This is a genomic window from Pseudomonas sp. B14(2017) (assembly GCF_002113255.1).
In the GTDB taxonomy this organism is placed as follows: Bacteria; Pseudomonadota; Gammaproteobacteria; order Pseudomonadales; family Pseudomonadaceae; genus Aquipseudomonas; species Aquipseudomonas putida_Z.
Genome location: NZ_NEJY01000026.1, coordinates 64,904 through 86,972, shown reverse-complemented (window position 1 = coordinate 86,972; position 22,069 = coordinate 64,904). Strand labels below are relative to the sequence as shown.

22 protein-coding genes and 1 tRNA gene are annotated in these 22,069 nt (G+C 65.0%); 8 read left to right on the top strand and 15 right to left on the bottom strand.

All coding sequences use genetic code 11. From position 1 onward, the window contains the following. Positions 1-4 precede the first annotated feature (4 nt). From CAG34_RS24630 to CAG34_RS24610, 5 genes are read right to left on the bottom strand one after another with little or no spacing between them, the layout of a single operon-like run. Positions 5-781, bottom strand: a complete 777-nt coding sequence (locus tag CAG34_RS24630; protein WP_075044624.1) for a molecular chaperone — start codon at positions 779-781, stop codon at positions 5-7. A gap of 39 nt (positions 782-820) precedes the next feature. Then, positions 821-1,324 carry a spore coat U domain-containing protein gene (locus CAG34_RS24625; RefSeq protein WP_085592943.1) on the bottom strand — a complete coding sequence of 168 codons (504 nt, stop codon included), beginning with the start codon at positions 1,322-1,324 and terminating at the stop codon, positions 821-823. 3 nt (positions 1,325-1,327) lie between these two features. Then, a complete protein-coding gene (locus CAG34_RS24620) occupies positions 1,328-1,858 on the bottom strand; it encodes a spore coat U domain-containing protein (protein WP_085592941.1) in 531 nt (176 codons plus the stop codon). A gap of 18 nt (positions 1,859-1,876) precedes the next feature. Continuing rightward, positions 1,877-2,413: a spore coat U domain-containing protein gene (locus tag CAG34_RS24615; protein ID WP_075044621.1), complete on the bottom strand. Its 537-nt coding sequence runs from the start codon at positions 2,411-2,413 to the stop codon at positions 1,877-1,879. A gap of 30 nt (positions 2,414-2,443) precedes the next feature. Then, positions 2,444-2,971, bottom strand: coding sequence for a spore coat U domain-containing protein (locus tag CAG34_RS24610; RefSeq protein ID WP_024086641.1), 528 nt, complete (start codon positions 2,969-2,971; stop codon positions 2,444-2,446). A 263-nt stretch (positions 2,972-3,234) separates the two neighbouring features. Here CAG34_RS24610 and CAG34_RS24605 point away from each other — a divergent pair, with 263 nt between their 5' ends. Genes CAG34_RS24605 through CAG34_RS24595 form a run of 3 tightly spaced genes read left to right on the top strand, consistent with a single transcriptional unit; the run spans position 3,235 to position 8,362 of the window. Beyond that, positions 3,235-5,484, top strand: coding sequence for an ATP-binding protein (locus tag CAG34_RS24605; RefSeq protein WP_085592939.1), 2,250 nt, complete (start codon positions 3,235-3,237; stop codon positions 5,482-5,484). Between the two features lie 15 nt (positions 5,485-5,499). Then, positions 5,500-5,961: a response regulator gene (locus CAG34_RS24600; protein ID WP_015269730.1), complete on the top strand. Its 462-nt coding sequence runs from the start codon at positions 5,500-5,502 to the stop codon at positions 5,959-5,961. 13 nt (positions 5,962-5,974) lie between these two features. Next, positions 5,975-8,362 carry a response regulator gene (locus CAG34_RS24595; RefSeq protein WP_085592937.1) on the top strand — a complete coding sequence of 796 codons (2,388 nt, stop codon included), beginning with the start codon at positions 5,975-5,977 and terminating at the stop codon, positions 8,360-8,362. 91 nt (positions 8,363-8,453) lie between these two features. Here CAG34_RS24595 and CAG34_RS24590 read toward each other — a convergent pair. Next, a tRNA-Gln gene (locus CAG34_RS24590) sits at positions 8,454-8,528 on the bottom strand. Between the two features lie 260 nt (positions 8,529-8,788). On the opposite strand from CAG34_RS24590, the gene CAG34_RS24585 reads away from it, so the two are divergent. Next, positions 8,789-9,031: a DUF465 domain-containing protein gene (locus CAG34_RS24585; protein WP_025338457.1), complete on the top strand. Its 243-nt coding sequence runs from the start codon at positions 8,789-8,791 to the stop codon at positions 9,029-9,031. A gap of 1 nt (position 9,032) precedes the next feature. Here the strand turns inward: CAG34_RS24585 and CAG34_RS24580 are convergent, their stop codons facing one another. Then, positions 9,033-9,458 (bottom strand): DUF1810 domain-containing protein, encoded by a 426-nt coding sequence (locus CAG34_RS24580; protein WP_085592935.1) that lies wholly within the window; start codon positions 9,456-9,458, stop codon positions 9,033-9,035. Positions 9,459-9,617: 159 nt separating this feature from the next. Between CAG34_RS24580 and zapE the strand changes: the two genes are divergently transcribed. Beyond that, entirely contained in the window at positions 9,618-10,688 is a 1,071-nt protein-coding gene (zapE, locus tag CAG34_RS24575; RefSeq protein WP_085592933.1) for a cell division protein ZapE, read from the top strand. Between the two features lie 127 nt (positions 10,689-10,815). On the opposite strand, the gene CAG34_RS24565 is transcribed toward zapE, so the two are convergent. Beyond that, positions 10,816-12,705 carry a propionyl-CoA synthetase gene (locus tag CAG34_RS24565; protein WP_085592931.1) on the bottom strand — a complete coding sequence of 630 codons (1,890 nt, stop codon included), beginning with the start codon at positions 12,703-12,705 and terminating at the stop codon, positions 10,816-10,818. 180 nt (positions 12,706-12,885) lie between these two features. Here CAG34_RS24565 and CAG34_RS24560 point away from each other — a divergent pair, with 180 nt between their 5' ends. Next, entirely contained in the window at positions 12,886-13,752 is an 867-nt protein-coding gene (locus CAG34_RS24560) for a LysR family transcriptional regulator (RefSeq protein ID WP_085592929.1), read from the top strand. Here CAG34_RS24560 and CAG34_RS24555 read toward each other — a convergent pair. The 5 genes from CAG34_RS24555 to CAG34_RS24535 all read right to left on the bottom strand — a co-directional run bounded on the left by CAG34_RS24555 (position 13,726) and on the right by CAG34_RS24535 (position 18,058). Next, a complete protein-coding gene (locus tag CAG34_RS24555; protein ID WP_085592927.1) occupies positions 13,726-14,880 on the bottom strand; it encodes an HPP family protein in 1,155 nt (384 codons plus the stop codon). The two genes, CAG34_RS24560 and CAG34_RS24555, sit on opposite strands and share 27 nt — an antisense overlap. A 567-nt stretch (positions 14,881-15,447) precedes the next feature. Further along, the gene (locus CAG34_RS24550) at positions 15,448-16,767 is read right to left on the bottom strand and encodes a sensor histidine kinase (RefSeq protein ID WP_025338451.1); all 1,320 of its coding nucleotides are present in this window, start codon (positions 16,765-16,767) and stop codon (positions 15,448-15,450) included. Next, a complete protein-coding gene (locus CAG34_RS24545) occupies positions 16,764-17,432 on the bottom strand; it encodes a response regulator transcription factor (protein ID WP_013971919.1) in 669 nt (222 codons plus the stop codon). The genes CAG34_RS24550 and CAG34_RS24545 overlap by 4 nt, the downstream gene beginning before the upstream one ends. Further along, on the bottom strand, positions 17,433-17,747 hold the full coding sequence (locus CAG34_RS24540) for a PepSY domain-containing protein (protein WP_025338450.1): 315 nt from the start codon (positions 17,745-17,747) through the stop codon (positions 17,433-17,435). After that, positions 17,747-18,058 carry a PepSY domain-containing protein gene (locus CAG34_RS24535; RefSeq protein ID WP_025338449.1) on the bottom strand — a complete coding sequence of 104 codons (312 nt, stop codon included), beginning with the start codon at positions 18,056-18,058 and terminating at the stop codon, positions 17,747-17,749. The genes CAG34_RS24540 and CAG34_RS24535 overlap by 1 nt, the downstream gene beginning before the upstream one ends. 279 nt (positions 18,059-18,337) lie before the next feature. Between CAG34_RS24535 and CAG34_RS24530 the strand changes: the two genes are divergently transcribed. Continuing rightward, positions 18,338-19,417: a patatin-like phospholipase family protein gene (locus CAG34_RS24530; RefSeq protein WP_075044611.1), complete on the top strand. Its 1,080-nt coding sequence runs from the start codon at positions 18,338-18,340 to the stop codon at positions 19,415-19,417. 53 nt (positions 19,418-19,470) lie between these two features. Next, entirely contained in the window at positions 19,471-19,827 is a 357-nt protein-coding gene (gene queD / locus CAG34_RS24525; protein WP_025338446.1) for a 6-carboxytetrahydropterin synthase QueD, read from the top strand. A 39-nt stretch (positions 19,828-19,866) separates the two neighbouring features. On the opposite strand, the gene CAG34_RS24520 is transcribed toward queD, so the two are convergent. Then, a complete protein-coding gene (locus CAG34_RS24520; protein ID WP_085592925.1) occupies positions 19,867-21,135 on the bottom strand; it encodes a hypothetical protein in 1,269 nt (422 codons plus the stop codon). Between the two features lie 71 nt (positions 21,136-21,206). Continuing rightward, a complete protein-coding gene (locus CAG34_RS24515; RefSeq protein WP_161795747.1) occupies positions 21,207-21,674 on the bottom strand; it encodes a DUF1289 domain-containing protein in 468 nt (155 codons plus the stop codon). Positions 21,675-22,069: the final 395 nt, after the last annotated feature.

The following is a 22,069-nucleotide window of genomic DNA, read 5'->3' as shown; positions in this document are numbered from 1 at the left end:
AGGCTCATTGGCTTTGGCGGATGGCGTCCGCGCTGCTCTGGCCGTTTACCCTCCCCTTCAGCACACTGCCGGCACTCGGTGCCAGCGGTGCCGGCCAGCGCATGCTGGCCCCCGGCAGCACATAACCCAACAGGCCATCGGCCAGTGGCTTGCTCTGGCTGCCCTGCTGCACCACCACATCGGTCAGCCGCGCATGCACCGCGCCGGTGTTGCGCAGCTCCACGTACGGCTTGCCCTGCACGGTCACCGCGCGCCAGCTGAGTTGCGGCTTGCCGACGCCCTCGGCATTTCGCTTGCCCGCGGGATCGGCCTTGCCCCACAGGCCTTCGCCGTAGACGAACAGGGGTACCGAGTAGCGCATCTGCAGGCGGATCGCCGCGGTGGTGCCGGGCTCGGCCTTGTCGACGGGGATGGCGGGCGGAATTTCGTCGATGATGATGCGGTAGGCCTGCTCCTGGCCGACTGGCGAGGGGCCGGTGCGGGTCAGGCGGATCAGTTGCTTCTGCCCGGGGGCGATGTTGGCCACCGGCGGGCTGCCAATGATCTCGCGCTGCGCCTGGTACTGTTCCTGGTAGTCACCCTGGCGCCAGGCGAACACCCGCACCTGCAGGTTGGCCGGTGCCGTGCCGCGGTTTTCCAGCCACAGTGCGCCGGCCTTCTGGTCAGCCTCCAGCACCGGGTCGATCGGCCAGATCAGCACCGAGGTGGCCGCCCCGGCCGGCAGGCTCGCCAGCCACAATGCTCCGATCAATCCACGCGCCCACTTCGCGCCTGCCCCCATGAAGCTCTCCTTGAATACCGGTCGTTGGTGCCGGTGCATTCACCAGGTCACCGTCACTTGCACCACATCGGTGTAGGTCCCCGCCGGCTGCGTGCCGGTCAGCTGGACCCGCCCGTACACCGGCAGCTTGATCGCCGTCGGGTCGGTGTAGCTCACGGCCACGCTCTGGCCGATCCCCAGGCTCTGGCTGTAGGCCGCGTCCCGGTACAACTGGTAGGCCAGCACCTGCGTGCCGCCCGTACGCTTGAGGTTGCGTGTGCCACTGGCACTGTTCTGCCCGCCATCCACGCTCATGCTCAAGGCCACCCCCGGGGTGCACTGGAAGGTCACCGTGCTGCCGCCCAACGAGGTGCCGATGACTCCGCTGGCCAGCGCCGATTGCGAACCGTAGTCGAGCGTCCCGAAGCTGCTCACACCGCCCACCACCAGGCACCCGGCAACGATCTGCGCCGTCACCTGGAAGCTGCTGGTGGTCGCCGCATCCAGAGGCGCGGCCAGCAGCACGCCGAGGCCGCTCAGGCTGCCCGCCAGCCAGCTGCGCATGGTTCAGAACGACAGCTCGACAGACACTGTGTCGGTGTACACCCCCGCCGGCAGGCCGGCCTTGCCGCGTGCCTGGCCATACAGGTTGACGGTCTGGGCCGTACCGCTGCTGATCGGCAAGGTGATGGTGCCGTTGATGGCCAACACCTGCGTGCGGCCGGAATCGGTGTAGAAGTCGTACGGCACGAAGTTGCCGGCGCCATCCGCCAGCGCACGGCTGCCCCCGGTCGACTGGCCATCGTGGACGCCTGCCCCCACGCGGATCACCGGTACCGTGCCGGCCGAGCAGAGAATGCTGATCGCCCCTCCTCCGCCGCCGATCACCTGGGCGTCTGCGCTGGTGAACAGGGCATCGCGAGTACCGAAGTCCAGGGCGCCGAAGTTCACCCCCGAAGTACCCGAGCTGCCATTGACCTGGCACGCCGCGGTCAAGGTCAGCGTCGAGTCGATGGTTCCGGTCGTGGCGGCCTGCGCCTGGGAAGCCAGCATCAGCCCCAGGCCGGCAAGGATGCAGCGTGGAAGGTTCGTTCGCATCGAAGTCTCCTTGTGTCGTTACCAGTCCAGGGTCACCCTCAGGGTGTCACGGTACAGCCCGGCCGGCAGCGCGCGCGGTTGCGCCACTACCACACCGTAGATGGGGATCGGTATCTGCCGGGTACTGCTGATGGTGAAGGCACGCGCCTGGCCGATGCCGTAGCGGCTGTTACCGCCTGGGTCGATCGCCAGTTGATAGGGGATCAGCTCGCGGCCGTTGCTCAGGCGCCGTATGCCGTCGCTGCCATTCAGGCCGCCGTTGATGCGCACGTTGAACGCCCGCACCTCGGGCGTGCAGCTGATCTGCAGGCTGCCCTCGCCGCTCACATCATCAACCCGGCTGCGCAGCGGCTGGTCCCAGTTCGGTCCGCGCTCGCCGAAGTCCATCAGGCCGGGGTTACCCACCGTTGCCGGTTGCGTCTCGTTGCTGCTGATCTGGCAAGCGGTGCTGATCACCAGCCGCGCCTGGATGAAACCGGTGCTGGTGCCATGCGCGGCACCACCGGGCACCAGCAGCGGGCCCAGGGAAAGCAGCAGGATCGAGGTACGGTTCATGGCGTCGCGTCCTTGAGCATGGTGGCATCCCTACCAGGTGACGGTGACTTTGAGCAGGTCGGCGTACAGGCCTGCAGGCGGTACCCAGGCCAGCTTGTCGATCCGTGCATACAACGGCAGCTCGACCGAACCGCTGTCCGGCACCCGCGCCGAATGCGCCACATTCACCGCCAGCGGCTCGCGCCAGGCAGCGTCGCGGTAGAGGCGATAAGGTATGAGCCGGGCTGTGTCATCGTCACTGGCCAGAAAGCGCAACTCGCCGACGCCGCCATGCTGCCCACCATCGACGCGGACCTGATAGGGGGTGTGGGGATTGCATTCCAGGCGTGGCGGGCGCTGGCTCAGCAGCGCGCCGGTGAGCGGCGCACCTGGGCCATCCAGCCGTGCAGCAGCGCCCAGATCGATGCGCCCCAGCGCCTGCGCCCCAGCATCGCGGGGCTGGTTGACCAACATGCAGCCGCGCTGCACCAGCACCCGCACCTCCACCAGGAAGTCCGCCGCCATGGCGCTGCTGCTCAACATAAGGCCCAACAGGGCGGCCAGGTAGCGCTCCGTCACCTAATTATCCTTGTCGATGTCTGCTGACCTGAGCGTAGCAGCGGAGTGGCATCACGCTGCTGGCATCGAGCCATTTTTTTGTATTAGCCAAAAAGCGCTACCACCTGAAAAAAAAGCCGCACGACACAGAACGCATCGCCGACATTCTCCTCAAATGGCCAAAGGCCGTTATCTGGGCCGATATTCTGTTAGGGTGTATCCCCTTCATCCTGCCTAGACTCATGCGGCATGCATGGAAGGACACGACAGGAGCGTTTTCATAGATGATTGCAGACAGCACGCTCACCCAAGCCCTCGAGCGCTGCGCCCAGGAGCCGATCCAGCTGCCTGGCAGCATCCAGCCCCACGGTTTCCTGCTGGTGCTGGACGAAACCGACATGCGGGTACTCCAGGCCAGTGAGAATGTCGAACACTGGCTGGGCATACCGGCCAGTGAACTGATAGGTCGCGATTTCGCCGAACTGGTCAGCGGTGCCTTCGACCTGCGCCTGCACCTGGCCCGCCTGCCGCAGGACGAGGTCTTTCCGTTTCACATCAGCGATGTGTACCTGCGCCAGGACGCTCCATATCGTGGCAACCTGCACCTGCTGGTGCATCGTCACGACCAGGTGCTGATCGCCGAATTCGAACCCCCTCGCCTGCCGGCGGACCTTGCCGGGCAAGGCGACTACTACCCGCTGGTGCGCAGCTTCGTAGGCCGCCTGCACCAGGCCGGCAGCCTCGAGGAACTGCTGCAGCAAACCGTGCTGCAGCTCAAGCGCATCACCGGCTTCGGCCGGGTCAAGGCCTATCGCTTCGATGCCGAAGGCAACGGCCAGGTGCTGGCCGAGGTGGCCGACCCGGGGTACCCGAGCTACCTGGGCCTGTGTTTCCCCGCTTCGGACATACCGCGCCAGGCGCGCGAGCTGTACCGAATCAACCGCATCCGCGTGATCGAGGACGCCAACTACCAGGCCTCGCCGTTGCTGCCAGCTGCCAACCCGCGCACCGGCAAGCCGCTGGACCTGAGCTTTGCCGCGCTGCGCAGCGTGTCGCCAGTGCACCTGCAGTACATGCGCAACATGGGTACCCTGGCATCGATGTCGCTGTCGATCGTGGTCGACGGGCAACTCTGGGGGCTGGTGTCCTGTCATCACGAACAGCCGCGCCCGGTGGACCTGCGCACCCGTACCGCCTGCGAGCTGCTGGCCAGTGTGCTGTCGCTGCAGATCGAGTCGCGCGAGTCCCACGCCAACACTCGCCGGTTGCTGGAGCTGCGCCAACACATCGTGCGCATGATCTCGTCCATGGCCGACCATGACAGTGTCGGCGACGGCCTGCGCGACTTGCCGGAAGTACTGCTGGCCTTCGCCGGCGCCCAAGGTGCCGCGGTCATATCCGCCGAACGTTGCGACCTGATCGGCAAGACCCCTCCGGCCGCGCAGGTAAACGCCCTGGTGCACTGGCTCTCCCAGCGTGGCGAAGAGAGCGTGTTCCACAGCGACAACCTGCGCCGCGACATCGATGAACTGCCCGAGCTCGCGGCCCATGCAGGCGGTGTGCTGGCAGTGGCCATTTCGCAGATCCACTCGCACTACCTGCTGTGGTTCCGCCCCGAGCAGGTGCGCACGGTGAACTGGGCCGGGCAGCCGAACAAACAGGTCGGGCCGCAGGGCAACCTCGACCCGCGGCACAGTTTCGAAAGCTGGCAGGAAAAACTGCGCGGCTACTGCGAACCCTGGCACCCGCTGGTCATCGAAGGCGTGCAGGAGCTGCGCACGGCAGTGCTCGGCATTGTCCTGCGCAAGGCAGAGGAACTGGCGCAGCTGGCTGGGGAGCTGCGCCGCTCGAACAAGGAGCTCGAAGCGTTTTCCTACAGCGTGTCCCATGACCTGCGCGCGCCCCTGCGCCATATTGCCGGCTACTCCGAACTGCTCGGCGAAATCGAGGGCCAGGGCCTCAGCGAGCGCGGCAGGCGCTTTCTGCAACACATCGAGGAAGCCGCGCATTTTGCCGGAAGCCTGGTCGACAACCTGCTCAACTTCTCGCAAATGGGCCGCTCTGCCCTGCGCCTGTCCGAGGTCGACCTCAACGCCCTGGTCGAGGCCATTCGCAGCGAACTGGCGCCCGACTACCAAAACCGCGAAATTGTCTGGGACATCGCCCAACTGCCCAAGGTGGTCGGTGACCCGGCGTTCATCAACATGGCCTTGCACAACCTGCTGGCCAACGCGATCAAATACACACGTGGGCGCACCCCGGCGCGCATCGGCATCAGCGCCGTGCAACATCCGGGCGAAACCGAGATCTGCATTCGCGACAACGGCGTGGGCTTCGACATGGCCTACGCCAACAAACTGTTCGGCGTGTTCCAGCGCCTGCACCGCATGGAAGACTTCGAAGGCACCGGGATCGGCCTGGCCAGCGTGCGTCGCATCATCGAACGCCATGACGGCCGGGTCTGGGCCCATGGCAAGGTTGGCCAGGGTGCAACCTTCCACTTCACCCTCCCGCGCCACCCCGCGACTACCTGAGGCACCGCTACCATCATGCTCAAACCCATCCTGCTGGTCGAAGACAACCCACGGGACCTGGAGCTGACGCTCCTGGCGCTGGAGCGCAGCCAGTTGGCCAACGAGGTCATCGTGCTGCGTGACGGTGCCGAGGCACTCGACTACCTGCTTCGGCGCAATGCCTATGCCGAACGTGACGATGGCAACCCCGCCGTGTTGCTGCTGGACCTGAAACTGCCAAAGGTCGACGGCCTGGAGGTGCTGAAGGAAGTACGCGCCACCGCCGAACTGCGCAGCATCCCGACGGTGATGCTGACGTCCTCGCGCGAGGAGCCCGACCTGCTGCGCGCCTACGAGCTGGGGGTGAACGCGTACGTGGTCAAGCCGGTGGAGTTCAAGGAATTCGTCGCCGCCATTTCCGACCTGGGGGTGTTCTGGGCGGTACTCAACGAACCGCCACCCGGCTCGCTGCGCCTGAACCGGCGTGGCAGCATCTGAGGTGCCCGCGACGATGCAGCCAACGCCGCTGAAACTGCTGATGGTCGAAGACAACTCGATGGACGCCGAACTGACCCTGATGCGCCTGGAGCGCAGCGGGCTGCAAGTGCAGGCGCAACTGGTGTTCGACCATGCCGGTGTCGAGCAAGCCCTGATCGAGGCCCGCTACGACCTGATCCTGTGCGACTGCGTGCTGCCGGGCTCGTCCGGCACCGAAGTGCTGGCCATCGCCCAGCGCCTGGCACCGGACATTCCGTTCATCTTCCTGTCTGGCATCTATGGCGAAGAACATGCGGTGGAAATGATCCGCCTGGGCGCCACCGACTATGTACTCAAGAAGAACCTGCCGCTGCTGCCCAAGGCCGTACGCCGGGCCCTGACCGAAGTGCAGGAGCGCCAGCGCCGACGCCGCGCCGAAGAAGCCCTGGCCGACGTCGAGGCACGTGCACGCATTGCCATCGACGCTGCCGGCATGGGCACCTGGGACATGCGCCCGCAAGAAGGCCTGTTGTTGTGGGATGACCGCTGCAAGACCCTGTTCGGCCTGCCCGCCGATACCGAAATGAGCCTCGAGGTGTTTTACGCTGGCATCTACCCCGACGACCTGCCGCAGGTGCGCGAGGCGGTGGAGCACGCCATGTGCCCGGAAAGTGGCGGCCTGTATCGGGTCGAATTCCGCATCGCCCAACCCGCTGGCCTGGAACCGCGCTGGCTGCTCAGCAGCGGCCAGAGCCAGTTCGTCGACGACCAGTGCGTGCGCTTCTCCGGGGTGCTGCAGGACATCCACGCCCAGCGCCTGGCCAACCAGGCACTGCACCAACTCAACGAGATGCTGGGTGAAAGGGTCGAGCGCCGCACCCGCGAACGCGACCGTGCCTGGGAGCTGTCGCAGGACTTGCTGGCCGTGCTCAACAAGGACCTGACCCCAGTCGCGCTGAACCCCGCCTGGGAAGCCAGCCTGGGCTTGTCCCGCGAACGCCTGAGCCAGTCGTCCTTGCTGCACCTGCTGCCCGAGCCCGACCAGGAGCTGCTGCTCACCGAACTGGCTGCCCTCGCCCATGGCCGCACCAGCGCCCGTTTTGTCGGGCGTATCCTGGATGCCGGTGGCCAGCAACGCTGGTTGTCGTGGGTGGTGGTGCCGGAAGACACCCTGCTGTACGTGGTGGCGCGCGACATCACCAGCGAGCGCGAAGCCGCCCTGGGCCTGGCCGAAGCCAACGCCCGCCTGCGCGAGCAGATCGCCGAGCGCGAACGTATCGAGGCCGCGCTGCAGCAGATGCAGCGGCTTGAAGCGGTCGGCCAGCTGACCGCCGGTGTGGCTCACGACTTCAACAACCTGCTGACGGTAATCCTCACCGGTGCCAGCTTCCTCGAGCGCGACCTGGCCAAAGCCGACGTTGAAAAAGCCCGGGCGCGGCTCACGCACATCCGCGAAGCCGGCGAGCGCGGCGCCAAGCTGACCTCGCAGTTGCTGGCTTTCTCCCGCCGCCAGCGCCTGGAACCAGTGGCGCTGAACCTCAACCGCACCCTGGCCGGCCTGGAAGAGTTGCTGCGCCGCACCCTGGGCGGCAATGTCTCGGTGCGCCTGGACCTGGAACCAACCCTGTGGCAGGCGCTGACCGACCCGACCCAGACCGAAATGATCATTCTCAACCTGGCGATCAATGCCCGCGATGCCATGCCCGACGGCGGCCAACTGACGCTGTCGACCCGCAACACCCGGATCGACGCCCGCCCGCAGCGCCCGGAAGACCCGGACCCTGGCGAGTACGTGATGCTGAGCATCCGCGATACCGGCTGCGGCATGAGTGAAGAGGTGCTGGCCAAGGTATTCGAGCCGTTCTTCACCACCAAGGATATCGGCAAGGGCTCGGGCCTGGGCCTGGCCCAGGTATTCGGCTTCGCCAAACAGTCCGGGGGTGGCGTGCGCATCGACACCACGCCTGGGCGTGGTACGCAGGTGGCCGTGTATCTGCCGGCAGTCAAGGGTGAAGCCGTCAACGAACCGGTGCCGTCGCTGTTCAGCCACTCGATAAGCGAAAGCGGCCGTAATCGCACCGTGCTGCTGGTGGATGACGACCATCTGGTACGCGACATGCTCGGCGATGTGTTGCGCCAGTACGGCTACCAGGTGCGCCAGGCGCACAGTGGCGAACAGGCCTTGGCCTTGCTGGATGAGCAGATCGACCTGCTACTGAGCGATTTCGCCATGCCCGAGTTCAACGGTGCGCAACTGGCACTGGCGGCACGCGAGCGGTACCCGCACCTGCCGGTGGTACTGCTAACCGGTTATGCAGAATTGCAGGGGCTGGAGTTGCCGGGCAGCCTGGTGATCCAGAAGCCGGTACAGGCCGATGAACTGGCCCGCTTGCTGAACGAGATGCTTGGAACTGCCAGGTGACCGAACAGCCCGCGACAAAACCTGCGGAAACGACAAAGCCCAGCGCTTGTCTTTCCAAGCACCGGACCGAGATACGTTTGAAGCAGGAAAATGGCAGGGGCGGCTGGATTCGAACCAACGCATGGCAGGATCAAAACCTGCTGCCTTACCGCTTGGCGACGCCCCTGTATCGGATGCAGCGTTTGCTGCTCTGACAATTCCAACTGAGTGACAACTGGGTTGTTGTCTTGGAATGCGCGGCACTTTAACAACAAACTTTCGGTCTGTGAACCCCCTGATGAAAAAAAATTACCAAAAAACAGCGAGTTAGTCATTTTCGGGGTTGGCGCGGCGACCATCCGTCGTTTTCCGCCCGCTTGGCTTCAACACAATCGCTTTCCTCCCTTCCAATCAGATGAGCCATCTGCATTGACCAAGGAGGACCCCATGCCTGTCTCCCACGACCTTTACCAGGACTTGCACTACCCGCGCGAAATCGTCCAGCAACGCCGTCAGCAGGACAAGGCACTGGACCGGCTGCTGGACGAGTACATGGACATCGACAACCAAGTGCTGGCCGCCGAGTCGATCTCGGCGGGCAACTTCGAGGATGAAGACCTGCGCCGCCTGAAAGAACGTCGGCTGGCAGTGAAGTACATGATCGAGCGCCAACTGGAGCACAAGGCTTGAGCTAACCCTGCAACATGGCCAGGGTCAGGGCGTCCTGATCACCGCCGTAAAACTGCACCAGCGCCAGCTGGAACAACGGGTTGTCGGGCGCCGCCCGGGCGAACAGGGTCAGGCACGAGCGCAGCTTGAGGTGGTCGGGGCTGCCGAGCATTTCACGGGCGCTCTTGTCGCTGTGCTGCAACAGCGCAGTCACGCAGGCCTCCAGGCGTGGGCCAAGCAGCGGATGAGCCAGGTAGGCACGGGCCTCGTCGATACCGGCCAGCGCATAGCGTTCGGCCATGGCGCTGTGGCCCAGGCCATCGAGCTGCGGGAACACGTACCACATCCAGTGGCTGCGCTTGCGCCCGGCCTGCAGCTCCTGCATCACCTGGTCATACACAGGGTTCTGCGCCTCGACGAAACGCTGCAGATCAAAGTCGGCGTGCATGCTCGCCCCTCCTCGCATCGGCTCCAGCCTCTACTGTACGCCTGCCATGGCAAACCTATCTCATCAGGCGATGATTGCCGCGCACTTTCTGTATTGGTCAAAATGGCCGCCCTCGGGCAAGCTGCACGCTGCCCCGCCATCGCCCAAGGAGCTTTGCTTTTGCCTGCCTGGATCCCTACCCCGCTACGCCAGCTTGGCCAACGCCTGCGCGGCGCCGCCGCCAACCAGAGCGAACTGCTCGGCTGGTTCGAGGACAAGGCGCACAGCCGCGGTTACCAGCTCAGCGACGGCCAACGCCGGGTGATCCACTGCATGGCCGAACAACTGGCGCAGCTCGAACAAGGCCAGCCGCGCAGCCTGTACCTGTACGGTTCGGTAGGCCGGGGCAAGAGCTGGCTGCTTGATGGATTTTTCCAGGCGGTGCCGGTGCAGGCCAAGCTGCGCCTGCACTTCCATGACTTCTTCGCCCGCCTGCATCAGGGCATGCACCGCCACCGGGCGCTGGACGATGCATTGGGCGCGACCCTCGACGAGCTGGTGGGCGATTGCCAGGTGCTGTGCTTCGACGAATTCCATGTGCACGACATTGGCGATGCCATGCTGCTCACCCGGCTGTTCAATGCGTTGTTCAGCCGCGGCGTGTTCCTGCTGGTGACGTCCAACTATGCACCCGAAGGGCTGCTGCCCAACCCGCTGTACCACGAACGTTTCCTGCCGGTGATCCGCCTGATCAACAGCGCGATGGAAGTGCTGGAAGTGGGTGGCGATACCGATTTCCGCAGCCTGCCGGCCAACCGCGAGCATCAGCGCTTTACCCGGGGCCACTATGTGTGGCCGGGCAATGCAGCGCAGCGCCAGGCGCTGAAGGTGCCCGAGCCGCAGCCGGTGATGCTGGAAGTGAACAAGCGCCCGCTGCGCGCGCTGGCCGTCGATGGCCGGCGGGTGGTGCTTGGCTTTGACGACCTGTGCGAAAAGGCCACGGCAGTGATCGACTACCTGGTGCTGGCCGGGCAGTACGATGAGTGGATCATCGATGGGCTGGATGACTTGTCGGAATGTTCGCTGGCGGCGCAGCAGCGCTTCGTCAACCTGGTGGATGTGCTGTATGACCAGGACCGGCAGGTGCTGGTGATCGGCAAGCGGCCGCTGGAAGAAAGCCTGGGCGGGCCGCTTGCCGACCTGATGCGTACGCGCAGCCGGTTGGGGCAGCTGCATCAGGTCGCCCCCTAGAACTGCATTGCCTGGGCCGGCCTCTTCGCGGGCACGCCCGCTCCCACAGGTATTGCACAGTTCTCAAGGCCTGTGACATCCCTGTGGGAGCGGGCATGCCCGCGAAGAGGCCAGCAAAGTCAAAACATCAACCCGCCCTGGGCAAATCCGCCAGCACCGCCTCGATCTCCCCCAACACCGCCGGGTCATCCAGGGTCGAAGGCGGCACATAGTCCTGCCCGTCGGCAATCTTGCGCAGCACCGCCCGCAGAATCTTCCCGGAGCGGGTCTTGGGCAGCCGCTTCACCAACCGCACCCGGTTGAAACACGCCAACGCGCCAATCTCCTCGCGCACGCTGCCCACCAAGTCCACCAGCAACTGTGCCTCGGTAATGCCCTCGCCGTCCTTGAGCACCACCAGGGCCAACGGCACCTGCCCCTTGATCTCGTCATGCACGCCAATCACCGCGCACTCGGCCACCGCCGGGTGGCGTGCCACCAGGTCTTCCATCTCGCCGGTGGACAGCCGGTGCCCGGACACGTTGATCACGTCATCGGTGCGCCCCATGATGTAGACGAAGCCGTCATCGTCCAGGTAGCCACCATCGCCGGTGTGGTAATACCCCGGGTAGGTCCGCAGGTAGGCCTGCAGGTAACGCTCATGGTCGCCCCACAGCGTCTGGCTGCACCCTGGCGGCAATGGCAGGGCGATGACGATCGAGCCCTGGTGGTTCGGCCCCAACAGGTGGCCCTCGTCATCCAGCACGCGCACGTGATAGCCCGGCACCGCCCGGTTGCTCGACCCCGGCTTCGCCGCGCTGCCTTCCAGCCCTACGCAGGGCGCGGTGACCGGCCAGCCGGTCTCGGTCTGCCACCAATGGTCGTGCACCGGCTTGCCACTGACCCGTTCCAGCCATTCGTGGGTGCTGGAATCCAGTTTCTCGCCAGCCAGGAACAACTGGCGCAGCGAGCTCAGGTCGTGCTTGCGGATCAGCTCCCCCTCGGGGTCTTCCTTGCGGATGGCGCGCATCGCCGTGGGCGCGCAGAACAATGCGTTGACCTTGTATTGCTCCACCACCCGCCAGTAGGCCGAGGCATCCGGGGTGCGGATCGGTTTGCCTTCGTAGAACACCGTGGTGCAGCCGCTCATCAGCGGCCCATAGACGATCAGCGAATGGCCGACCACCCAGCCCACGTCGGATATGCCCCACCACACATCGCCGGCCTGCATGCCGTAGATATGGCGCATGGCGTAGCACAGCGCCACGGCATTGCCGCCGTTTTCCCGCACGATGCCCTTGGGTTTGCCGGTGGTGCCAGAGGTGTACATGATGTAAAGCGGGTCGCCCGCATCCAGCTCCACCGGTGCCACCGGCTCGGCTTTGGTCAATGCCGCCTGCCAGTCCAGGTCGCGGCCTGGCTGCAGCTGGGCACGCGCCTGCGGGCGCTGCAGCACCAGCACGTTGCGCGGCTGGTGGCGGGCCAGTTGCAGGGCGCGATCGACCAGCGGTTTGTATTCGATTACCCGGTCGAACTCCAGCCCGCAGGAGGCCGTCAGCAGCAGCGCCGGCCGGGCATCGTCGATGCGCAAGGCCAGCTCGTTGGCGGCAAAGCCACCGAACACCACCGAGTGCACTGCGCCAATCCGCGCGCAGGCCAGCATGGCCATGGCCGCCTGCGGCACCATGGGCATGTAGATGATCACGCCATCGCCCTTGTTCACCCCCAGCTGGCGCAACAACCCGGCCAGACGCGCCACCTCGTCGCGCAATTGGCGGTAGGTGTAGGCCTGCTGCACGCCGGTCACCGGCGAGTCGTAGATCAGCGCCAGCTGCTCGCCACGGCCCTGCTCGATCTGATGATCGAGGGCCAGGTAGCAGCTGTTCAGGCGGCCATCGGCAAACCAGCGGTGGGTACCGTCGGCATTTTCTTGCAGCGCGAGGGCAGGCTTGCGGTGCCAGGCCAGGTGCGCGGCCTGTTCCGCCCAGAAAGCGGCAGGGTCGGAAATGGAATGGGCGTAGCTGTGCTGGTAGCTCATATCGAAAGAAACCCGGTACTTGTTGTTATTGAAGGGCGAAACTTGAGTATGGACCGCTACACCCGCGCCGCCATGGGACTAAAGTCACAACCGACCTGCAAATTTGCAGACAACGCAAAAACGCCCCATAACGGTGCAAAGCCTCTAGAATAGGCCACCCCTTCAGCCACCGAGCAGCTCATGGACATCGATCAGGCTCGTACCTTTCTGGAAATCGTGCGTTGCGGCAGCCTGGTCGCCGCCGCCGAACGCCTGTTCGTGTCACAGACGGCGATCACCGCGCGGGTGCAGCGCCTGGAGCAGCAACTGGGCTGCCAGCTGTTCGTGCGCAGCCGCAACGGCGCCAGCCTGACCAGCGACGGCGAGGCATTCGTCAGTTATGCCAACCAGATGGTGCAAACCTGGGAAGCGGCGCGCCGCGACCTGCCGCTGCCCGAAGGCTGCCAGCAAGTGCTGCACGTGGGCGCTGAGGTGAGCCTGGGCAACCCGATGCTGCTCGACTGGGTCAGTGCCCTGCACCGCGAGCTGCCCAGCCATGCCATCCGCAGCGAGGTGAGCGACGGCGAATCGCTGCTGCGCAAGGTCGAGATGGGCCTGCTGGATGCCGCGCTGGTCTACCAGCCGACCTACGGCCCGGGCCTGCAGGTGGAGCAGTTGATGGAGGAAAAGCTGATCCGTGTGCGCCGGGTCGCCCAACCGGACCCGTACATCTATATCGACTGGGGCGAAGCCTTCCGTCGCCAGCACGATGCCGCCCTGCCCGACTGCGCGCGCCCGGCGCTGAGCTTCAACCTGGGCCCGCTGGCCTTGCAGTTCATACTCGACCAGGGCGGCAGTGGCTACTTCCGCACGCGGGTGGTGCAGGCCTATCTGGACAGCGGCGTGTTCGAGCGGGTACCGCAGGCGCCGGAATTCACCTACCCGACCTTCCTGGTGTACCCGCGCAAGCGCGACAGCGAAGCCCTGCAACAGGCCTTCGCCATCCTGCGCCGGCTGGTGGCCGCCGGCGCCAGCGACTGGTCACAACGCTGGGACCCGGTTATCTGAAACCTCGGCCTTGCTGAGCAGCTGGCGCTTGAGGCCGGCGATCAGGTCGGTCTGGGTGATCACCCCCACCAACTGGTCGGCATCGAGCACCGGCAGGCAATGCAGGCCCTGTTCGCACAGCAATGGCAGCAAGCGCTCCAGCGGGTGCTGGCTGCTGACGCTGATTACCCGGCGGCTCATCACCTGCTCCATGCGCACCGCCTTGCGGCCGAACAAACCGCGCCAACTGAAGCGGCCGCGCTGCATGGCCGGGCCGACCAGGTCGCTGAGGCTGACTATTCCCACCAGTTTGCCCTGCTGCAGCACCGGCAGGGTTTTCAGGTGGTGGCTGGCCAGCATTTTCCAGGCCTGCTCCAGAGTGGTGTCGGGGGTGGCGAACTGCACGTCGCGGGACATCACCGAGGCTGCGGTGATGCCGCCGAGGCTGCGCTGCAGGGCGTGTTGCTCGGTGGCCAGGATGATGCGTTCCAGTTCGTCACGGGTGACGTCGACGAACTCGCCCAGTTCTTCCAGGGCCTGGTCAAGGTCTTCTCCACGGATGCCGACCCGCTCGCTGGGCAGCGGGTCATGGGTGTGGTGCAGGTCCTTGCGCGGCACCGTGCCTTTCGGGTAGCGCACGCCGGTGAGGCGGTTGTAGAGGATCGCCACCGCTACCAGGATCAACGCGTTGAGCAGCACCGGCTCCAGCAGGTGGTCGCCCATGGCGGTCAGCCCCGGGTCGGCCAGCACCGCGCTCACCGCCACCCCGCCACCTGGCGGGTGCAGGCAACGCAGCAGGCACATCACCAGGATCGAGATACCCAGGGCCGCAGCGGCCACCCACAGCTCCGGGCCGAAGCCCTGGCGCATGGCCAGGCCGACCGCGCCGGCCAGGGCGTAGCTGCCCAGCACCGGCCAGGGCTGGGCCAACGGGCCCGAGTGCACGGCGAACACCAGCACGGCCGAAGCCGCCAGCGGGCCGAGCAGGTGCAAGGCAATGCTGGGGCCATAGGCCATGCTGGTCAGCCAGCCGGCGAGGAACAGGCCGAGCAACGCGCCGATACCGGCACGCAACCATTCTTTGGGGGGAATATTCAGGGGCGCTGGCAACAGCCGCTGCAGACGACTTTCGGAACGCGAGGCAGACATGTAGGTAATCGGAATCTGTAGTTTTTCTGGTTAAAAAGAAAGCCCAGCCGAGGTGGCCTGGGCCTCGTATTGCGGTTGCAATAGCACAAGGGGCTCCGTCCGTGGAGAGATGGAAACCGCAGGGTTTCGTGGGGGAATTTTGCCGGGTGGGGTGAGATTGGGCTAATTCAAAAAAATGCGGCTGTACTGCAATTTTTTTGCAGTGGTGATATGGCCCATGGGGTCATGCTTGTCGGCTCCCACAATGGGGCTGCTTTGCAGCCCATCGCCGGCAAGCCAGCTCCCACAGGGCCCTGCACATGGCTTGAGGTCGATGCGAGCGGCGTGGGAACAACTGTCTTGCTCAAATTCTAAAAGTTGGCGCGATCCCTGTGGGAGCTGCCTTGTGTCGCGAAAGGGCTGCAAAGCAGCCCCAGCAATTTCAACTGTTGCGCATCAATCCTGGGGCCGCGTTGCGGCCCTTTCGCGACGCAAGGCCGCTCCCACAGGTACAGCGACAACCTCGAGAGCAACGCTGTACCTGTGGGAGCTGGCTTGCCGGCGATGGGCCGCAAAGCGGCCCCGGCATTACCGAGCCTTGCGCGGCAAGTCGATGCTTACCCGCAAGCCGCCCAACGGGCTATCCAGCAGCGCCAGGCGCCCGCCCCAGGCCTCGACGATATCGCGCACGATGCCCAACCCCAGCCCGTGCCCGTCTACCTGCTCGTCCAGCCGCGAACCGCGCTCCAGTACCTGCTGCCGCTGGCCCTCGGGGATACCGGGGCCATCATCATCGACCCACACCTGGTAGCCCTCGGCATTCGGTGCGATACCCAGCCGCACCTCGCTGTCGGCCCACTTGCAGGCGTTGTCCAGCAGGTTGCCGAGCAGCTCCAGGAAGTCCTCGCGGTCCCAAGGCAGCAGCAGCCCGGGCGGCACATCCCTGGCCAGCAGCAGGCCCTCGCCATGGATCATGCCCAGCGTTCCCAGCAACCCCGGCAGCTCGACATCGCAGTCGAACTGCGCGCCAGGCAGCGCATCCCCGGCCAGGCGCGCACGGTTCAGCTCCCGCGCCAGGCGCTGCTGAATCTGCTCCAGCTGCTCACGCATCTGCGCGCGAACATCCGGCAGGTCCTTCAGGCGCTCGCTGGAGGCCAGGCTCAGCAGCACCGCCAGTGGCGTCTTCAGCGCATGGCCCAGGTTGCCCAGGGCATTGCGCGAGCGGCGCAGGCTGTCTTCGGTATGGCTCAGCAGGTGGTTGATCTGCCCCACCAGCGGCGCCAGTTCGCTGGGCACTTCGGCATCCAGCTGTGAGCGCTGGCCCTGCTGCAACTGGGCGATCTGCTGGCGAGCCCGCTCCAGTGGCCGCAGCGAGCGGGTCACGGTGATGCGCTGCAACACCAGCACCAGGATCAGCGCCACCAGGCCCATGCCCAAACCGATCTGTTGCAGGCGCCGGAAACCTTCGCGTACCGGTGAATAATCCTGTGCCACGCTGATCGAGATGTCCTGGCCCAGGCGCCGGTAGTCGGCACGCAGGGCAAGCAGTTGCTGGCCTTCCGGGCCGAGTTCGTGGCTGTCGGAAAGGCCCGGCGCGGCGGGCTTGGGCATGTCCAGATCCCACAGCGAACGGGAGCGCCAAGTGCCTTTATCGAAATCGATGCGGAAGTAATAGCCGGAAAACGGCCGCTGGTAGGCGGCCGAGATACGCCGCTCATCCAGCTGCAGGCCCGAAGGCCCGCGCACCAGGGCCACCAGCAGGTTCTCGCTTTCCTTGCGCAGGCCGTTCTCCAGATAGCGCTGCAGGCCGACCTCGAACAGCCACAGGGTCAGCTGCGCCAGCACCAGGCCGACCACCACCAGCACCGCCACCAGGCCCAGGCTCAGGCGCGCCTGGATCGACTTCACGCGGCGCTCCCGGCGTAGATGTAGCCCTGCCCGCGGCGGGTCTCGATGACGCTGCGGCCCAGCTTGCGCCGCAAGTGGTTGACGTGCACTTCCAGCACGTTGGAGTCGCGCTCGGTTTCACCGTCGTAGAGGTGCTCGGCCAGGTGGCTCTTGGACAGGATCTGCTGCGGATGCAGCATGAAGTAGCGCAGCAGGCGGAACTCGGCGGCGGTCAGCTGGATATCCACGCCGTCACGGTTCACGCACTGCCGGCTTTCGTCCAGGTGCAGGCCTGCCGCTTCCAGCGTCGGCTGGTTGGCCAGGCCACGGGCACGGCGCAACAACGCCTGGATGCGCAGCTGCAGTTCTTCGGGGTGGAAGGGTTTGCTCAGGTAGTCATCGGCCCCGGCCTTCAGCCCTTCGATACGCTCGGCCCACGAGCCACGGGCAGTAAGGATCAACACCGGCGTGGCCAGGCCGGCGGCACGCCACTGGGCCAACACCTCCAGACCCGGCAGGCCCGGCAGGCCAAGGTCCAGGATGATCAAATCGTAGGGTTCGCTCTGGCCCTGGTACACCGCGTCGCGGCCGTCGGCCAGCCAGTCCACGGCGTAGCCCTGGCGCTGCAGGCCGGCAGTCAGTTCATCGGCCAGCGGCACATTGTCCTCGACAAGCAACAGGCGCATTCAGTCGTCTTCCTCGTCTTTGAGCAGGGCACCGCTGCTGGCGTCGAGCTTGATCTCGCGCACCACGCCTTCAGCCGTCAGCAACTCGACTTCGTATTCGTAGCGATTGTCGTCTTCTTCCAGCTCGGCCTCCAGCAGGCGCGCCCCGGGGTGACGCCCCAGGGCGGTTTCCAGCAGATGCTCGAGCGGCAGGATGATGCCCTTCTGGCGCAGCTCCAGGGCTTCGTCCTGGTCCAGGTCGCGGGCAACGGCCAGGGAACACACGGCCAGCAGGGCCAGCGCGAGGTAGCGCGCCGGCCGCAGTAGGTGGGTCATCAGTTGTCCCGCTCGTCCTTCAGCACTTCACCGGTCTTGGCGTCCAGCGCCACGTCCCATTCGACGTTCTGCGTGTCGCGCAGCTCGACCTTGTAGATGTAGCGGCCGTACTCGTCTTCAAGCTCCGAGTCGGTGACGGTGGCACCCGGGTGCTTGGCCACGGCGGCGGCCTTGAGTTCGTCCAGCGACTTGACGGTCTTGGCATTGACCAGTTTGACCACTTCGTCGGGCTGCACATCCTTGGCGATGGCGGAATGTGCACCCAGGGCAAGGGCGGCGGCTACGGTGAACAGGGCAGTCATGTGTTTCATCGTTCTTCTCTCCTGAGAACTGTGCAAGTTGTCTACGGGGTTAAGATTAACCACCGGTCCTTAATTCAACCTGAAAACAACTGGCGCCATGATAGCGCAGGTCAGGCTGCTGTCTCGCCATCACCGAATCCTGCGCGGTCCCTGTGGGAGCGGGCTTGCCCGCGAACACCGGCGCAGCCGGTGCCATACACCACGTTGCATGCTTCGCGGGTGAACCCGCTCCCACAGGGTATTCGCATGAAGCCTTATAATGACCGCCTGCTGCCCAAGAGATCCGCCATGAGCGCCATTCACATCAAATACCCCGCCCTCACCTTCAAGGCCGGCCAACGTGCCCTGCGGCAGGTCCGCGAGCGCGGCCTGCAGGCGGCCGATGTCGGTGTGTTGCCGGGTGCGGCTGGCGGGCCGAAGCCGCTGGGCATCCAGGGCCTGGACCTGGCGCTGTTCGGTGAGTGGCTGCCGTCGGCACCACGCCAACGTGCGCTGATCGGCGCCTCGATCGGCGCCTGGCGCTTCGCCAGTGCCTGCCTCGACGACCCGGTCGCAGGCATCCGTCGCCTGGGCGAACTGTACACCGAGCAGGATTTCGCCAAGGGCGTCACCCCGGCCGAAATCAGCCGCAGCTGCCAACACATGCTCGACAACCTGCTGCAAGGCCGCGACGGCCAGCTGCTGGCCAACCCGCACTATCGCCTGAACATCCTGGTAGTGAAGAGCCATGGCCAGCTCGCCCACGACCATCGCGGCCGCCTGGGCCTCGGCCTGGGTTCGGTGATCGCCAGCAACCTGCTCGGCCGTTCGCGCCTGGCCCGGCACTTCGAGCGCATCATCCTGCACGACGGCCGCGCCACGCCGCCGCTCGACGCACTGACCGACTTCCCCTCGCGCTGCCTGCCGCTGGACCAGGCCAACCTGCGCCATGCCTTGCTCGCCTCAGGGTCCATCCCCATGGTCATGGAAGGCGTGAAAGACATCCCAGGCGCAGGTGCAGGCACCTACCGCGACGGCGGCCTGCTGGACTACCACCTCGACCTGCCCTACCGCGGCGACGACCTGGTGCTGTACCCGCACTTCACCGACAAGGTCGTACCCGGCTGGTTCGACAAGGCCCTGCCCTGGCGCAAGGGCGATGCCACCCGCCTGCAGAACGTGCTGCTGATGACACCCTCGCCGCAGTACCTGGCGGCGCTGCCCTACGGCAAGCTGCCCGACCGCAACGACTTCAAGCGTTTCATGGGCGATGCGCCTGGCCGCAAGCGCTACTGGTACAAGGCCATTGCCGAGAGCCAGCGGCTGGGCGACGAGCTGCTGGAGCTGATTGCCACCGGGCGGTTGCATGAACGCCTGCAAGCCTTGTAGCGGCCATGCTGGTAGACTGCGCGCATTCTTGATTCACATAGAGTTATGACAGCGTGGAAATCTTCAAGGAATTCACATTCGAATCGGCCCACCGCCTGCCACATGTACCTGCCGGGCACAAATGCGGTCGCCTGCACGGCCACTCGTTCAAGGTCGGCCTGCACCTGACCGGCCCGCTCGACCCGCACACCGGCTGGATCCGCGATTTCGCCGAGATCAAGGCGATCTTCAAGCCGATCTACGAGCAACTGGACCATAACTACCTGAACGACATCCCGGGCCTGGAAAACCCCACCAGCGAAGTGATCGCCAAGTGGATCTGGGACCAGGTCAAGCCGCTGCTGCCGGAACTGTCGAAGGTCCGCATCCACGAGACCTGCACCAGCGGCTGCGAGTACAGCGGCGACTGAACCCCGGCAAGGGCGCTGTAGCAGCGCCCTTGCGCTCCCCTAGAACCTGGCCGAGGTTTCCAGCACCTGCACAGTCAGGGATCCTTCCTCACCCAGCGCCTCCGTACCCAGCCTGCGTTCGCTGCGATCTGCCAGCTTCACGACTCGGCCACTGCTGTGCCTGAGTTTCACGTTGGCCACTGTTGCCCCCACCTGCAAGGCAGCCGAGTCCAACCCGTCCAGATGCCAGAGAAAATCCGCCTGCGCACGATCCGATTGCCAGCGCTGCGCCAGGCTCATGGTCCAGCCCTTCTGTTTGCGCAGGGTGAAGTTCAGGCGCCGACCAAGCTCGTCAAGCGGCCAGATCTCATACGCATACACCCCGTTATCAAGGTAAGCGGCAAACCAGAAACGCTCGCATGCCGGTCGGGTTTCATCGTCGCGCCAGCGCGCGCCCAAAGCATCGGTCTGCTCCACACTCAACCTTGCCCGTGGGTTCCACTCCCAGCCTTCGTCAAAGCGAGCTGCCACCAAGCCCTGCACGCCGTCCGTGGAGCCGGCAGGGCCGACTGGCGTCTCGTCGGGCCGCCAGCACAAACTGGCGATGAAACTGTGCTCTGCCTTGAACACATGACTGCTGCCCGCCCGCTGCAGGCCCGTGCCCCAGGCGACATCACGCGCTTCATGGGCGTAGTCCAGCACTTCGAGGGCCATCAGGCCCGGCTCGCCGGACAGCGTGTTTATCAGCCACGCCTCCCGGTTGGCGATGCGCCGGGCCCGTTGCCCGGCAGCGTCGACCAGAACGACATTGCATAACCGCGCCCCGCGCTTGATATCCTTGTGGTTGATACCCGAAAGGTTCCACAGGTGCTGCGGGTCGGCCAGATGCTGACGCCCGGCCGCCGCCTCGGTCTGGTCCTTCACGCCCGCATAGCCTGCAAAGCCTGACAGCGCCCCCGGCTTACTGTAGACAATCCGGTTCAGCGGTTTCCAGTTCCGGTCATAAGGCCGCATTTCATAGCGCAGCGTCGCCCCGGTCCGGTCCGTACCGCTGACATAGGCTCCGAACCAGAACAGCTCGCCATACACATGACTGGGCAAGGTGTAGCTCCATGGCTCCAGCTGCAATGGCCCGGTGCCTTCGGGCTCGGCCCGCAGATACCGGTACCAGTGGTCATTGTGAAACCCGGCTCCGCCATAATGCAGCCACATGGGGGCAAGCCTGGCGGTCGAAGCGTCCCACTGATCGGGATGCAGGAGCTCATCGCCCAGCTGCCACCAGCAGCGAGCCAAAAAGGAAAATTCCGGGTGGTAGACATAGTCGCTCATGGGCGCTTCCTGTACATGGAAAACGCCGGACACTACGCGAGCGATGCCGCCCGAAATCAGCGGGAAACAGCCTACTCCAAAGCCTGTTGCAGGAACGCCGGGGCGATGTAGCGCTGGTAATGCGCCTCGGACAGCAGGAAGAACTCGCGGTCGATGGCGTCGCGCAACTGCGGCAGCTCCCAGTCGCGGAATTCCGGCAGCAGCACCATGCCGTAGGCTTCCAGGTCGCGGATCATCCGCGCCCCGCGGGCAATCAGCTGGTACGCCCAGCAATATTCCGACTGCTGCTCGACAAAGCGGATGGAACGCTGCTCCAGTTGCTGGCGCAGCAGGCCTTTGTCGAACACCTCCAGCTTGGCCATCATCACCTGCACCAGCAGCTGCTCCAGGCGCAGCCACACGGCGCGCTTCTGCGCATCGTCGTAGCCGTTCCAGTTGATCACTTCGTGGTGGAACCGCTTGCAGCCACGGCAAACCGTGTCTCCGTAAACCGTGGAGCACAGGCCGACGCAAGGGGTCTTGATGGACTTGTTGGACATGAAAAACAACAGCTTGGCGGTGGAACACGGGCTCATGTTAGCCCTTTGTCTAACCAGGGTCACTCGTTAAAGTCATCTTCGCCGCCTTACGTTCGAGCTTTTTTTGCCGTAGAATCATCCCGCCTTTTCAAAGGCAACAATGTCCGTTGGAAGCTGTTTTCAAAGCGTCACGAGCACAGTTCATCCGGTAGAACGGCGTTGGCCCGGGCCATGCATCCCTCGCATGCCCGTGCCAGCCCTCATCAGCTCCCCGTTCTGCAGGCGTAAAACTTTGAAAGCAGCTTCTGTAAGGATTCTTTGCGACTCTGGCTGGGCGGCCCACAAAGCCGTGGCAGCGCATGGGTGCATTGAATGCTGGATGAGCGTCCCGGACCCCCTTTAGGGACCACTGATGA